Raw genomic sequence first — 13,271 nt, 5'->3', positions numbered from 1 at the left:
CGTCGGACAGAAGATGAACAATAACCGTTCCGAAGGAGGGATGGGAAGATGGCATTCGAAGGATTGACAACCCGGCTGCAGAACGTATTCGGGAAACTGAAAGGCCGCGGCAAAGTCTCGGAGGACGACGTCAACGAAGCGATGCGCGAGGTGCGCCTCGCCTTGCTGGAGGCGGACGTTAACTTCAAGGTCGTCAAAGACTTCATCGCCAAGGTGAAGGAGCGCGCGACCGGGCAGGAAGTGCAGAAGAGCTTTACGCCCGCGATGGTGATCATCGACATCGTCAACAAGGAATTGACCGAGCTGATGGGCGGCACGCAGGAGAAGCTGGCGAAGGCGAACAAGCCTCCGACGGTCATCCTGATGGCCGGCCTCCAGGGCGCGGGTAAGACGACGCTGACGGGCAAGCTCGCGAAGCTGCTGCAGTCCCAGAACCATAAGCCGCTGCTCGTCGCGGGCGACATTTACCGTCCGGCGGCGATCAAGCAGCTCGAAGTGCTCGGCGGCCAGATCGGCGCTCCGGTGTTCTCTCTCGGAGACAAGATCAGTCCCGTCGAGATCGCGAAGCAAGGCGTGCAGCTGGCGAAAGAGAAGGGTAACGATTACGTCCTGATCGATACGGCGGGTCGTCTCCAGATCGACGAAGAGCTGATGCAGGAGATCAAGGACATCCACTCCGCAGTGAAGCCCGACGAAGTGTTGCTCGTCGTCGACGCGATGACGGGGCAGGAAGCGGTCAACGTGGCCAAGAGCTTCCACGAGCAGCTCGCGCTGACCGGCGTCGTTTTGACGAAGCTCGACGGCGACACGCGCGGCGGCGCGGCGCTATCGGTCAAAGCGGTGACCGGCTGTCCGATCAAATTCGCCTCCACGGGCGAGAAGATCGACCAGCTCGAAGCGTTCCATCCGGACCGGATGGCTTCGCGGATTCTCGGCATGGGCGACATGCTGTCTCTGATCGAGAAGGCGCAGACGAACATGGACGCGGAGAAGGCGGCCGAGATGGAGCGCAAGATGCGCACCGCCGAGTTCACCTTCGACGATTTCCTCGAGCAGATGGAGCAGGTCCGCAAGCTCGGGCCGCTCGATCAACTGCTCGACATGCTTCCGGGCATGAGCAAGGTCAAGAACAATCCGAATTTCAAGATCGACGAGAAGCAGATCGCCCGCACGGAAGCGATCGCCAAGTCGATGACGAAGGCGGAGAAGCAGAAACCGGACATCATCAATTACAGCCGGCGCAAGCGGATCGCCGCGGGAAGCGGCACGACGCTGGCCGACGTCAACCGGCTGCTCAGGCAGTTCGAGGACATGAAGAAGATGATGAAGCAGTTTTCCGGCATGATGGGTCCGAAAGGTCCGAAGGGCGGCATGAAGGCGCTCAAGGGCATGTTCGGAGGCAAAGGCAAAAACATGAAGTTCCCGTTCTAAGCGAACAGGATTCTCCATTCCTACTCTTGTCAAGGAGGTGAAAGTCACATGGCAGTTCGCATTCGTTTGAAACGGATCGGCGCTCACAAAGCACCGTTCTATCGCGTAGTCGTATCGGATTCCCGTTCCCCGCGCGATGGTCGTTTTATTGAAGAAATCGGCGTGTACAATCCGGTAGCTCAACCGGCTCAAGTACAGATCGACGAGGAAAAAGCGTTGAAATGGCTGCAAAACGGCGCGCAAGCTTCCGATACCGTTCGCAACCTGCTCAGCAAAGCCGGCGTTTTGAAGAAGTTCCACGAATCCAAGCTCCAGAAGTAATCCTGTCACTAAGGAGCTGCGGTGAAATTAACGATACTTGATTTCGATGCAGTCTCCAAGGAGCTGCGGCGAAATGAGCGATACTTGATTTCAATGCAGTCTCTAACCGGAGGGCTGAGCCATGGAACAATTGATTCGGGTTATCGCCCGGGCGCTTGTGGATCACCCGGAAGACGTGCAGATTCAGGTCAGGGAAGACGCGAGAGGCCTGGTGTACGAGCTTTCCGTGCACCCCGACGATGTCGGCAAAGTTATCGGCAAGCAGGGACGCATCGCCAAGGCGCTGCGTACAGTAGTCTCTTCCGCCGCCGTGAAGGAGCGGAAGCGCGTCATCGTGGATATTGTCTCGGAATAATAGGCTAGGAGGCCGTACCGTGCGTCAGCATGGTGCGGCCTTTTGCATAGCGTGGGGGAAGGTCCAGCATACGTGCAAGGGAAGCGCTCGGGCGGAGGTTCGCGAGATGCGCAAGCGCCGTTTGCGATCGCGGCAGCCGATGGGATATGATAAGATCAGAGGATTGGCGCAGAATGGAAGGAGTTAGTTGCATGTCGGAAGGGCGTTTGCTTAACGTAGGGAAAATCGTCAACACGCACGGAATCAAGGGAGAACTGAAGGTTTGGCCGCAGACGGACTTTCCGGAGGTGCGGTTCAAGGCGGGCAACCGGCTGCTGTTGATTCCGCCGGAAGCCGGCAACCCGATTACGGTCGAGATCGTCTCGGCGCGCGAGCAGAAGAAGATGTACGTCGTGAAAATCAAAGGATTCGACAACATCAACGACGTCGAGAAATACAAGGGCTGGGAACTGAAGGTGCCCGAGGAAGATCGCGTGCCTCTCGAAGAAGGCGAATATTACGTCCGCGATATCGTCGGCTGCGAGGTGTTTACGGAGGAAGGCGAGTTGCTCGGCACGGTTACGGATACGTTGTCTCCGGGGGCGAATGACATCTGGGTCGTGAAAATGCCCAAGGGCAAGGAGCTGCTGCTGCCGGTCATCGACGACGTTGTGCTCGACGTCGACGTCGCCGCTCGCAAAATCAAAGTCCACCTGATGGAAGGGCTGCTCTAGCATGCGGATAGACGTACTAACGCTGTTCCCGGAAATGTTCGCGGGCGTATTCGGCTCGAGCATTCTGGGCAAGGCGCAGGACAAAGGAATCGTGTCGCTGAACACGCTTAATTTTCGCGATTTTGCCAACAATAAGCACAATACGGTCGACGATACCCCGTACGGGGGCGGAGGAGGCATGGTGCTCAAGGCCGAGCCGATCTTCGGCGCGGTCGAGCATGTGCTGGAGCGGCAAGCGGAAGACGGGGAAGAAGCGAGGAAGCCGCGCATTATTTTGATGTGTCCGCAGGGCCGGCCGTTCACTCAGGAAATCGCTCGAGAGTTGTCCGAGGAGTCGCATCTGATCTTCATATGCGGCCATTACGAAGGTTACGACGAGCGCATTCGCGAGCATCTGGTGACGGACGAGCTGTCGGTCGGGGATTACGTGCTGACCGGCGGGGAGCTGCCCGCGATGGTCGTCACCGACGCCGTCGTCCGGCTGCTGCCGGGCGTGCTCGGCAACGAGCAGTCGGCCGTCACCGATTCGTTCAGCGACGGTCTGCTGGAATATCCGCATTATACGCGGCCGGCGGAGTTCAGAGGCTGGAAGGTGCCGGACGCCCTGCTGTCCGGCCATCATGCCGAGATCGAGAAGTGGCGGAGGCAGCAGTCGCTGGAGCGCACGCTGGTCCGCCGCCCCGAGCTGCTGGAACAGGCGGAGCTGACGGAGAAGGAGCGGACGTGGCTCAGGCAAACCAGGGAAGCTGCGGCGTCTCCATCCGGCGACTGAAGGCAGAGCTCTTAGTCGCAGCGGTCCGAGGCGGTCGCGGACGAGAGAGACGGACGAGGATGAGGCATAACGAAAAAGCGGCAAAGACGGCACAGGGAACCGCATCCCGGAACCGTCTTTGCCGCTTTTTGAGCAGTTCAGAAAGTACAAAATCCGCTATACGGAGTCGCCTCCTACAAAAAATCGATTTTGCGTCTAGAGGGCGACAAAGACCGTTTTGGCTTGGAATACCCAATGTGAAATGAGGATGTAGTAAAGATCCGGCGGCGGGTTTTATCGTTCTCTGCCTCTTTTGCCACTATCCCATCCACTCAGCTTGTCTGCGCCACATTCTCGAATACGTACGCAGCGCCTTTTTCGCTCTTTTACCGGTATCCCGTCCAATCAGGTTGATCGTACGACTCCTGCGAGATCGGCCATGACATGTCCTCCATTTGTCGGTATCCCGGCAGCTCAGAAATCTGGTTGTCGCGTTTAGCGATAAGCTGGCTTTCCCGTCTCATGCAGTTGATCATCCTCACGGCTGTGAATTAGTATTCAGCAGCTTGCTGGGTATCCCAATGATTCAGTTTGAGACATGAGGCCGGAGTCAGTCTGTCGGATCGGGAACGGCCTCCAGACTTCGTGAGTTCAGGATAGGCGACTGTGGAAGAATGATGAATCTGCGATCAACGGACGTGACTTTCAACTGATTCAAAGGGATAGCGGCAAAAGGCGTGAAGAGGAGGTATGATGCTGGGCAGAACTGACGGAAGGGGATAGCGACAAAAGACGCAAAGAATGATAGAACGAACTGATGGAAAGGGATATGGGTAAAAGGCGCGAAAGGGAGATGCGGTACTGAGGAGAACTGACGGAAGGGGATAGCGACAAAGAAGTGGAAAGCGACAAAGAAGTGGAAAGCGGACGGGGAGGAAGCGACAGACTGACGGAAGGGGATAGCGTGAAATGGAGAAAGGAGACGAGAGGCTGCCTGTGATCCTATTGAAAATACACAATAAAGCAATCGATTGCTTATTGATACTTACAGAAAAATCGATTGTTCCAGCAATAGATAAAGAAATCGATTGCTAAACGAAAAAAACCGGGTTATAATCGGGCTAATCATCAAAACGGGAGTGTGAACTTTGCAGAAGCCGACCACCATATACGACATCGCCAAGCGAATGAACATTTCCGCCGCGACGGTGTCCCGCGTGCTGAGCAACAGCAAGTATCCCGTGCGGGCCGAGCTGGCCAAGCGCATCCGGGAGACGGCGCGGGAGATGAATTACCATCCGAACAGCATCGGAAGGCAGCTGAAGACGAACAAGACGTCGACGATCGGCGTCATTATTCCGTCGATCACCAATCCGTTCTATTCCGCCGTCGTCTCGGGAATCGAGGAGGTGGCCAGCGAGAAAGGCTACCACGTGCTGCTCTGCAACTCGCAGCAAAGCCCGGAGCTGGAGATGAGCCATCTGACGACGCTGTTCGAGAAGCAGGTTAAAGGCGTGATCCTCTCTTCCGTCTCCGACGGCAACGAGGAGTTGAAGAGCTACATGAAGAGCGGTCTGAAAGTCGTCTCCATCGACCAGACGATCGACGACTTCGCAGCTTTCCAGATCAACTTCGATTATCGCAAAGGGGGAAGAATCGGCACGCGCTACCTGATTGACCAGGGACACCGCGATATCGCCTACTTGACCGCTCCGCTCAGTCTGCCCAGCCGCAAGCAAATTTACCAGGGCTTCCTGGAGACGATGGAGGAGCACGGCTTGCCCGTCGGAGAAGACCGCTTGATCGTCTCCCGAGGCAAACAGGAAGACGGAGAGCTCGCCTCCCAGACGATCGGCGAGTTCGAGAACGGCAAACGGCTGGCGGAGCGTCTGCTGCGCAAGAAGCCTTGGCCGACTGCAATCTTCGCCTGCAACGACATGACCGCGTTCGGCGTGCTGAACGAGCTGATGACCCAGGGCGTACGGTCGCCCGAGGACATCTCGGTCATCGGCTTCGATAATCTCGACTTCGCCGGCATCGTGTCTCCGGCGCTGACGACGATCGAGCAACCGAAATACGAGATGGGTCGAATGGCCTGCCGCATGCTGATGGAATGGATGGACAACGAAGTCAATCAACCGGGAGAGCTGATTTTGCAGCCCAGGCTGGTAGAGCGCAATTCCGTTCGCCGCCTTTAAGCAAGGAGGCGACGCCCTTTTTTCAGCAAAAAGCAATCGATTACTATCGTTTATTTCAAGGAGTGAACAGCTTGCAAATCAACATCTTGAGCAATCCGGAAGAGCTTGGAGCCAGAGCGGCCGAGGCGGCCGCGGCTTGGCTGAACGCCTGCATCGAGAGCAAAGGAAAGGCCCGGCTCGTCCTATCGACCGGTGCGTCGCAGTTTCAATTTCTGGACAGCTTCGTTCGGCAGCCCGTCGACTGGCGGCTGGTGGAAATGTTCCACCTCGACGAATACATCGCCCTTCCGGCCGAGCATCCGGCCAGCTTCCGCCGGTACTTGCGAGAACGCTTCCTCTCCAAGGTGCCGATCGGGAGCGCGCACCTGGTCGACGGAGAAGGCGAGCCGGAGGCGGTCATCGCGAAGCTGGAAGCGGAAGCCGCTAAAGCGCCGTTCGATCTCGGACTGATCGGCATCGGCGAGAACGCGCATATCGCCTTTAACGACCCGCCTGCGGACTTTCAAGCGGGGCAGACGTACAAGATCGTCGCTTTGGACGAAGCGTGCAAGCGCCAGCAGGTTCGGGAGGGGTGGTTCGGTTCGTTGGAGGAGGTGCCGGAACAAGCGATCACGATGACGGTAAGCGCCATTATGAGCTGTCGTAAAATCATTTCCTGCGTTCCCCATTCGGCCAAGGCGAAAGCGGTTTCAAGTGCGCTCGGCAACGAAATCACCCCGGATATTCCCGCCACCATTTTGAAACGGCATGCCGACTGGTCGCTGTTCCTCGACCCGGAATCGGCGTCGCTGCTGCCGATCCGCACATGAGCGCGGCGACGGGAAGCGGCTGCTGGCAGGGCAGGGCGGCGAACGGGCAAGCGGTGGAGGTGCGGATCGAGGACGGCGTCATCTTGTCCGTGGCGTGTACGGAAGAGAAAGAAGATTTGCCCTGGATCAGCGCCGGGTGGATCGACTTGCAGGTGAACGGGGCCAACGGCGGAGATTTCAACGGGCAGCGGACGACGCTGGAGGACGTTGACCGGACGACCCGGTACTTATGGACGAAAGGAGTGACCCGCTACCTGCCGACGGTCATTACCGGCAGCTTCGAACGGATGAACCGGGCGATGGCGGCGATCGCGGAAGCGGCTGCGGAGCCGACGCCGCTCGGAAGGACGATCGGCGGTATTCATATGGAAGGGCCGTATTTGTCCGGCGAGCGGGGGCCGAGGGGAGCTCATGACGCGAGGCAAGTCCGCGATCCGGACCCGGAGGAGTTCGAAAGGCTGCAGCGGAGCGCCGGAGGGAGAATCGTGCTGGTGACGCTGGCTCCCGAGAGGGAGGGCGCGATTCCGTTCGTTCGCGAGCTCGCCGGCCGGGGCATCGTCGTCAGCATCGGGCACAGCGCCGCGAGCGGCGAGCAGATCGCCTCCGCCGCCGAAGCGGGAGCGTCGATGTCGACGCATCTGGGCAACGGCAGCCATCTAATGCTGCCTCGCCACCCGAACTACTTGTGGGAGCAGCTGGCCGATGAGCGCCTGATCTCGGGGTTCATTGCCGACGGGCATCATTTGCCGCTATCTACGCTGAAGGCGATGCTGCGCGCCAAGGGGGAGCAGGCGTTCGTCGTCAGCGACTGCGTCAGTCTAGCGGGCATGCCGCCCGGAGAGTACAAAGGCGAGATCGGAGAGCGGGTCGTGCTTCGCGAGGACGGTCGGCTGTATTTGGCGGACGATCCCGGCATTCTTGCCGGCTCCGCATCCACGCTGGAGAAGGGAATCGAGACGTTGGTCGGCACGCTGCGATATTCGCTGGCGGATGCGATCGCGCTTGTGACCGAACGCCCGGCCAAGGCAATGGGGTGGCAGGACTTCGGGCGTCTTGAGCCCGGCCTTCAGGGCAATCTGACGCTGTTCGAATGCGAGCGAAGCGGGGAAGACGCGTCGGTCCGCATCGTCGAGACGGTAGTGGCCGGCGAATCGGTCTATCGGCAAGCGGAAGGCGGACCATTCGGGAATTGACGATTGTGCGCAAAGACGGAGTCGTTAAGCCTATTTGGAGGTGCTGCGTATGAGCGAATCATCGGCGGGGCGAATTCCGAGGGACGACTGCAAGCTCGATGCGGATTATCCGATTCTCGTCACGGAGTCGTCCGGCATCGCTCCCCAGTATCGGCGGCTGCATTGGCACGACGTGCTGGAAATCAATCTGGTCAAGCGGGGGAGAGGATACTACCACATTAACGGCAAAACGGTCGAGTTTCGCCAAGGGGACATTTTGCTTATCGGAGCCAACGATCTGCATCGCGCGTACGAACGGGAAAATCTGCAAATGCTCGTCATCACGTTCAGTCCGGATTGGTTTCTGGCCGATCTCCGGTACGATCCCGCGCTGCTGTCCCCGTTCCGGGAGCTCGGCGTGCACTACGGCCATCTGATCTCGCGCAATCATCCCCGGATCGAGACGCTGCGGGCGATTCTGCTGACGCTCCAGAAGGAAGACGAGCATAAGGCGGTATCTCATATTTCCGTCGTGCGCTCTCACTTGCTGCGATTTCTCGCCTATGTCGCGAGGGATTGCCGCAGGCTCGCTTCCGTCGGCGGCGCAAGGGCAGGCAGCACGCCGGAAGGGCGACTGGAGAAAATCCGCGACGCGCTGGAGCTGATGGAGCGGCATTACGCCCGGGAATGGGATCTCAAGACGCTCAGCGACCGCGTCTACTTAAGCCCCGCCCGCTTCAGCGCGGTGTTCAAGCAGGCTCTCGGCGTATCCCCGATGGAGTACTTGATCAAAGTCAGGCTGTCGAACGCCGTCCGCCTGCTGGAAAGCTCGGACCGGAAAATCGTCGACGTCGCTTACGAATGCGGCTTTCACAACCTCTCGAACTTCAACCGCTTGTTCAAGTGCAACGTCGGCGTCTCTCCCAGCCATGTGCGCAAAATCGTATCCTCCGGCCGCCGGCAAGTCGATAAAATACCATCGTTAAGCAACCGATTTGCAGAAGAACGCGAATATCGATTTTTGTAGACTGAAAGCCAGACGCAAGGGGTTCGCCCTAACGTCACTTCATTCAAGAGAGGGGTCTTGATCCATGTTCAGCAACAAACGGTTCGCATTGCCGGCGATTCTCGCCCTGTTCGTCCTGTTATCCGCAGTATTGGGCGCTTGTTCGTCCAAGTCGGGTGGCGAAGCCTCGTCTTCCCCGTCCCCGTCCGCCGCTTCTCCGTCGCAGCAATCGCAGGAGCCCGCCAGTCCCGAGAAGAAGGATCCGGTCACGCTCGAGATCAGCTGGTGGGGGGGCGACACTCGCCACGCCGCGCTGCAAGAGGCGTTCAAGCTGTTCCAGCAGAAATACGATTGGATTACGGTGAAGCCGACGTTCTCCGGATTCGACGGCTATGCCGACAAGCTGACCGTGCAGCTCAGCACCGACAATGCGCCCGACGTGTTCATGTTCTCCCGCGCCCTGACGCAGCAGTTCGGCCAGAGCGACGTGCTGCTGAATTACTACGAGCACAAGGAGTTGATCCCGGCGCTGTCCGAGCTGGACCCGATCATGCAGTCTCCTTACTACAAGTTCGGCGACAAGCTGATCGGCATGCCGTCGGGCATTACGTCTACCGTGCTCGTCTACAACAAGAAAGTGTTCGAAGAAGCCCAGGTGCCCGTTCCGACCGACGACGAAACGTGGCTGTCGCTCGGCGAGAAGTGGTCGAAGGTGCACCAGGCCAACCCTAAAGTGTACGGAGACGCGGGCTGGTTCTACATGCCGGAAGCTTACCCGCTTATCATGAAGCAGTTGGGCGGGGAGCTGATCGACGGCGCTTCCAATCCGCCGAAGGCGAGCATGCATCCCGATCAGGCCAGAATCGTCTGGACATGGACGGAGAAGCTGTGGGAGGAAAACGCGATACCTCGCGATTCGAGCGACACGATCGGGTTCGATGCGGGCAACCTGGCCTCCGCGCTGTCGGCCGCATCGGTGATTCCGTCCACGGCAGCCATGACCGAAGATCCGCTCGGCTTCGCGACGCTGCCGAAGACGTTCGACGGCAGCGGTCCGAAAATCTCGATGCCGCCGGTGCCCACCAGCCTGTGGGGCATCGACGCCCGCACGAAGCATAAGGAAGAAGCGCTGCTGCTCGTCAACTTCTTGCTTACCGACAAGGACGCAATCAAGACGCTTAAGGTGGAGACGGGCGTACCCGCCGTCGCCGAATCGCTCGAATACCTGTCGGCCGAAGTGTTCGGAGGAACCGGCGTAGAGAGCGAGATGCTGGACGTCGTCAAGCGGTCCCAGCAAGGATCGGACGAATACTGGCTCCCCGCGCAGCCGCTGGGCGCTCCGGACGCGAACGCCGCGTTCCAGACCGCGTTCGAGAAGTACTTGTTCAAGCAGGTCGATATCGACGGGTTCCTCGCGGAAGCGGAGAAGACGATGAACGAGAAGCTGCAGGAAGCCGCCAAGTAACTTGCCGGGCGGGGCAGAGCGCAAGAGGCTGCCCCGCCTCCGCATTGCCAGTACACGATACCGGAAGGGATTGGCCGCACATGGGTAAAACGTGGAAAAGACATCTGGAGGGCTATCTGTTCATCGGGCCTTGGTTCATCGGTTTTCTGGTGTTCATGCTGATTCCCGCGGGCTGGTCGCTCTATCTGGCCTTCACGGATTTCAGCTTTCTGAAGCCGCCGGTATGGACGGGGACGGAGAACGTCCGGAAGATGCTGGACAGCGACGTGTTCTGGAAGTCGCTGCGCATTACGTCGGTGTACGCGCTGTTGTCCGTTCCGCTGCACTTGGGCACGGCTTTGCTCGCCGCGATGGCGCTGAACGTCAAAATCAGAGGAATCGGTTTTTACCGCACGGTGTTCTATTTGCCCGCATTCGTCAGCTCCTCCATCGGAGTGGCGATCATGTGGAAAATGATTTTCAGCGACAGCGGCGTCGTCAACGCCGTGTTGACCGGCATCGGGTTGGACAGGGTCAAGTTTTTCAATAGTCCGGACAACGCGCTGTACACGCTCGTCGGCATCAACGCCTGGGTGCTCGGCACGGCGATGCTGATCTTCCTGGCCGGGCTGCAGCAAATTCCCCGCGAGCTGTACGAATCCGCCAAGGTGGACGGCGCGGGCGCGGCGCGGCGCTTCCGCTCGATCACGCTTCCGCTGCTGACTCCGGTCATCTTGTTTAACCTGATTCTCGGTATCATCAACGCGATGCAGGTATTCACGAACGGCTTCGTCATTACGCGGGGCGGACCGGCGCAGTCGACTTATTTCTACGTGCTGTATTTGTACGAGGAAGCGTTTAAGTTTTTCCGCATGGGTTACGCGTCGCTGCTCGCTTGGGTGTTGTTCCTGATCGTGCTGCTGCTGACGCTGCTGACGTTGCGCTCTTCCTCCGCCTGGGTGTTCTATGAGACCGAGATGAAAGGAGGCAAGCGCTGATGCGAAGCAGCTCGTTCCGCTCCGCCGCGGCCACAGTCGTGCTGTACGTCGTTTTGTCGCTGCTGTCTTTGCTGTTCGTGTTCCCGCTTTATTGGCTCGTCGTCAGTTCCTTCAAGCCGCTTTCGGCCATTTTCCGCATTCCGTTCGAATGGTGGCCGGTCGATTGGACGTTTAAGCATTACAAGGATGGCTGGCGGTTCATGGGCAGCGTCACGTTCGCGCGCGTCTATCTGAATACGGCGTACGTAACGATCGTGTCGGTCGTCGCCACCGTGTTCACGTCGACGCTGGTCGCCTTCGGGTTCGCGCGTCTGCGCTTCTTCGGCAAGAACGCGCTGTTCGTCGCCCTGCTGGCGACGATGATGCTGCCGACGCAGGTGACGCTCGTGCCGACGTTTCTGATCTTCGATTACCTGAATCTGATCGATACGTACGCCGCGCTCTATATCGGCGCGTTTTTCGGAGGCGGCGCGTTCTATATTTTCCTGATCCGGCAGTTCATTATGGGCTTGCCCTTCGATCTGGACGAATCGGCCCGGCTGGACGGCGCTTCGACGTTCCGCATTTATTGGAGCATTATTTTGCCGCTCTGCTCCCCGGTGCTGATCACGATCGTCATTCTTAGCTTCACTTGGACGTACAACGATTTCTTCACGCCGCTTATCTTCCTGAGCAGCATTGAGAAATTCACCGTTCCGGTCGCGATCAACACGTTCCTCGACGAAGCCGGAACGGGCAAGGTCGGCGTGGCGATCGCCATGACGACGCTGTCCGTCGTTCCGCTGCTGGCCGTCTTCTTCGCGGCGCAGCGGCGCTTCATGCAGGGAATCGCCACGACGGGGCTGAAAGGATGAAGACGGCTCCGACCGAGCGCGGGGAGCCGGAGGCTGCCCGCCGCTTAAGCGGACTGCCCGCGCTGCACTTCCTGGTCGCCGCTCCGCTCGCGTTCGTCTCCGTCTATCTGCCGCTTACGCTGCAGGCCAAAGGGCTCGGAATGGCCGAGATCGGCGCAACGCTGGCGGCCGGCTCGCTCGTCGGGCTGTTCGGCCAATTGCTCTGGGGGGCGCTAAGCGACCGCTTCGGCACGTCCCGACGAGTTTTGGCTCCCTTGCTCATAGGAGCGGGATTGCTGCTCGGCGGGCTATACGCTTCGGCGGCGGTATGGGCGGCAGCGGCTTGCGCGGTAGCCGTGCGATTGTGCACGACGTCGCTGCAGCCGCTGACGGACAGTTGGACGCTGCTGGAGGCGGGAACGGCCGGTTTCGGACGTTACCGGCTGTGGGGCAGCGCCGGCTTTGTACTGCTGACGGCAGGCATGGGACTGGCCGCGTCGGATTCGGGGCTCGTCGCAGTGCACGTCTTTCAATGGGCGGCGCTGGCGGCGGGAGCTGCGCTCGCGATCGGGATGAAGGAGCGGCGTCGTCCGCGGGCAGGAGCGGCGGACTGGCGGCGGGCAGGTCGAGTGTTGCGGCATCCGTCGATATGGAAGCTGCTGCCCTTCGCGGCGCTCGCCGCCGTGCCGGCACGGGCATTCGAGAGCTTCCTGAGCCTGAACGCCAAGCAGTTGGGAGCGGACGAACTGACCGTAGCGGGCTTGTCCGTACTGGAACCGGTTTGCGAAATCCCGTTTCTGCTGCTGGGGATGGCCGGCATCCGGCGCTACGGCGCCGACCGCGCGCTGCTGTTGGCGGCCATGCTGTACGTCTGCGCCTGGCTCGCGCTACTGAGCTTTTCGTCGTTGTATGCGCTGGCGGCGGCTCAGGCGCCGCTCGCCGGCGGAGCGATGCTGCTCTACTTGGCGGTCACCGTCTATTTGCGCGAGATTTTGCCCGAAGGGATGCTGGCTATGGGGCAATCGGCGCTGTTCGTTGTTTTGTATTCGTTCTCGGGGATGGTCGGCAATCTGCTGGGCGGCTTCCTTCTGGAGGAGGGAGGGCCAACGGCGCTGTTCGGCGCGGCGCTGCTGCTGTCGGCGTGCGCCGCGGCCGGATTCGCGGGACGGCTGAGATCGGCGAAGGTATCGGGCAAGCATCGGAACGGCACTTATTTTGATTGAGGAAAAGAGGTTCAGCG

13 protein-coding genes are annotated in these 13,271 nt (G+C 59.5%); all 13 read left to right on the top strand.

Annotated elements, in window-relative coordinates:
* Window positions 1-48 precede the first annotated feature (48 nt).
* The 13 genes from ffh (at window position 49) to ACESLM_RS17525 (ending at window position 13,254) form a co-directional block, all read left to right on the top strand.
* The gene (gene ffh / locus ACESLM_RS17585; protein ID WP_372632876.1) at window positions 49-1,431 is read left to right on the top strand and encodes a signal recognition particle protein; all 1,383 of its coding nucleotides are present in this window, start codon (window positions 49-51) and stop codon (window positions 1,429-1,431) included.
* Window positions 1,432-1,479: 48 nt separating this feature from the next.
* Window positions 1,480-1,752: a 30S ribosomal protein S16 gene (gene rpsP, locus ACESLM_RS17580; protein WP_094050759.1), complete on the top strand. Its 273-nt coding sequence runs from the start codon at window positions 1,480-1,482 to the stop codon at window positions 1,750-1,752.
* Between the two features lie 121 nt (window positions 1,753-1,873).
* The gene (locus ACESLM_RS17575; protein ID WP_094050760.1) at window positions 1,874-2,107 is read left to right on the top strand and encodes a KH domain-containing protein; all 234 of its coding nucleotides are present in this window, start codon (window positions 1,874-1,876) and stop codon (window positions 2,105-2,107) included.
* 191 nt (window positions 2,108-2,298) lie between these two features.
* Complete coding sequence (gene rimM / locus ACESLM_RS17570) at window positions 2,299-2,820, top strand: ribosome maturation factor RimM (protein WP_372632875.1); 522 nt, start codon at window positions 2,299-2,301, stop codon at window positions 2,818-2,820.
* Window position 2,821: 1 nt separating this feature from the next.
* Window positions 2,822-3,592 (top strand): tRNA (guanosine(37)-N1)-methyltransferase TrmD, encoded by a 771-nt coding sequence (gene trmD / locus ACESLM_RS17565; RefSeq protein WP_372632874.1) that lies wholly within the window; start codon window positions 2,822-2,824, stop codon window positions 3,590-3,592.
* A gap of 1,127 nt (window positions 3,593-4,719) precedes the next feature.
* The gene (locus ACESLM_RS17560) at window positions 4,720-5,769 is read left to right on the top strand and encodes a LacI family DNA-binding transcriptional regulator (RefSeq protein WP_372632873.1); all 1,050 of its coding nucleotides are present in this window, start codon (window positions 4,720-4,722) and stop codon (window positions 5,767-5,769) included.
* A 71-nt stretch (window positions 5,770-5,840) separates the two neighbouring features.
* Complete coding sequence (locus ACESLM_RS17555) at window positions 5,841-6,578, top strand: 6-phosphogluconolactonase (RefSeq protein WP_372632872.1); 738 nt, start codon at window positions 5,841-5,843, stop codon at window positions 6,576-6,578.
* A complete protein-coding gene (locus tag ACESLM_RS17550) occupies window positions 6,575-7,771 on the top strand; it encodes an N-acetylglucosamine-6-phosphate deacetylase (protein WP_372632871.1) in 1,197 nt (398 codons plus the stop codon). The genes ACESLM_RS17555 and ACESLM_RS17550 overlap by 4 nt, the downstream gene beginning before the upstream one ends.
* A gap of 49 nt (window positions 7,772-7,820) precedes the next feature.
* A complete protein-coding gene (locus ACESLM_RS17545; RefSeq protein ID WP_372632870.1) occupies window positions 7,821-8,777 on the top strand; it encodes an AraC family transcriptional regulator in 957 nt (318 codons plus the stop codon).
* Window positions 8,778-8,841: 64 nt separating this feature from the next.
* A complete protein-coding gene (locus ACESLM_RS17540) occupies window positions 8,842-10,221 on the top strand; it encodes an ABC transporter substrate-binding protein (protein ID WP_372632869.1) in 1,380 nt (459 codons plus the stop codon).
* A gap of 80 nt (window positions 10,222-10,301) precedes the next feature.
* Window positions 10,302-11,198 carry a carbohydrate ABC transporter permease gene (locus ACESLM_RS17535; protein WP_372632868.1) on the top strand — a complete coding sequence of 299 codons (897 nt, stop codon included), beginning with the start codon at window positions 10,302-10,304 and terminating at the stop codon, window positions 11,196-11,198.
* Entirely contained in the window at window positions 11,198-12,052 is an 855-nt protein-coding gene (locus ACESLM_RS17530) for a carbohydrate ABC transporter permease (protein WP_372632867.1), read from the top strand. Before ACESLM_RS17535 ends, ACESLM_RS17530 begins: the two co-directional genes overlap by 1 nt.
* Window positions 12,049-13,254, top strand: coding sequence for an MFS transporter (locus ACESLM_RS17525; protein ID WP_372632866.1), 1,206 nt, complete (start codon window positions 12,049-12,051; stop codon window positions 13,252-13,254). The genes ACESLM_RS17530 and ACESLM_RS17525 overlap by 4 nt, the downstream gene beginning before the upstream one ends.
* Window positions 13,255-13,271: the final 17 nt, after the last annotated feature.

This window comes from Cohnella sp., assembly GCF_041641335.1.
Taxonomy (GTDB): Bacteria; Bacillota; Bacilli; order Paenibacillales; family Paenibacillaceae; genus Cohnella.
The sequence above is the reverse complement of the archived record's forward strand: the minus strand, read 5'-3'. Positions and strand labels throughout refer to the sequence as shown.

What these genes read in the sequence shown, in the direction of transcription:
- ACESLM_RS17575 (WP_094050760.1), top strand. Translation starts at nt 1,874, where the DNA reads ATGGAACAATTGATTCGGGTTATCGCCCGGGCGCTTGTGGATCACCCG.
- ACESLM_RS17550 (WP_372632871.1), top strand. Translation starts at nt 6,575, where the DNA reads ATGAGCGCGGCGACGGGAAGCGGCTGCTGGCAGGGCAGGGCGGCGAAC.
- ACESLM_RS17535 (WP_372632868.1), top strand. Translation starts at nt 10,302, where the DNA reads ATGGGTAAAACGTGGAAAAGACATCTGGAGGGCTATCTGTTCATCGGG.
- rpsP (WP_094050759.1), top strand. Translation starts at nt 1,480, where the DNA reads ATGGCAGTTCGCATTCGTTTGAAACGGATCGGCGCTCACAAAGCACCG.
- ACESLM_RS17540 (WP_372632869.1), top strand. Translation starts at nt 8,842, where the DNA reads ATGTTCAGCAACAAACGGTTCGCATTGCCGGCGATTCTCGCCCTGTTC.
- trmD (WP_372632874.1), top strand. Translation starts at nt 2,822, where the DNA reads ATGCGGATAGACGTACTAACGCTGTTCCCGGAAATGTTCGCGGGCGTA.
- ffh (WP_372632876.1), top strand. Translation starts at nt 49, where the DNA reads ATGGCATTCGAAGGATTGACAACCCGGCTGCAGAACGTATTCGGGAAA.
- ACESLM_RS17530 (WP_372632867.1), top strand. Translation starts at nt 11,198, where the DNA reads ATGCGAAGCAGCTCGTTCCGCTCCGCCGCGGCCACAGTCGTGCTGTAC.
- rimM (WP_372632875.1), top strand. Translation starts at nt 2,299, where the DNA reads ATGTCGGAAGGGCGTTTGCTTAACGTAGGGAAAATCGTCAACACGCAC.
- ACESLM_RS17545 (WP_372632870.1), top strand. Translation starts at nt 7,821, where the DNA reads ATGAGCGAATCATCGGCGGGGCGAATTCCGAGGGACGACTGCAAGCTC.
- ACESLM_RS17525 (WP_372632866.1), top strand. Translation starts at nt 12,049, where the DNA reads ATGAAGACGGCTCCGACCGAGCGCGGGGAGCCGGAGGCTGCCCGCCGC.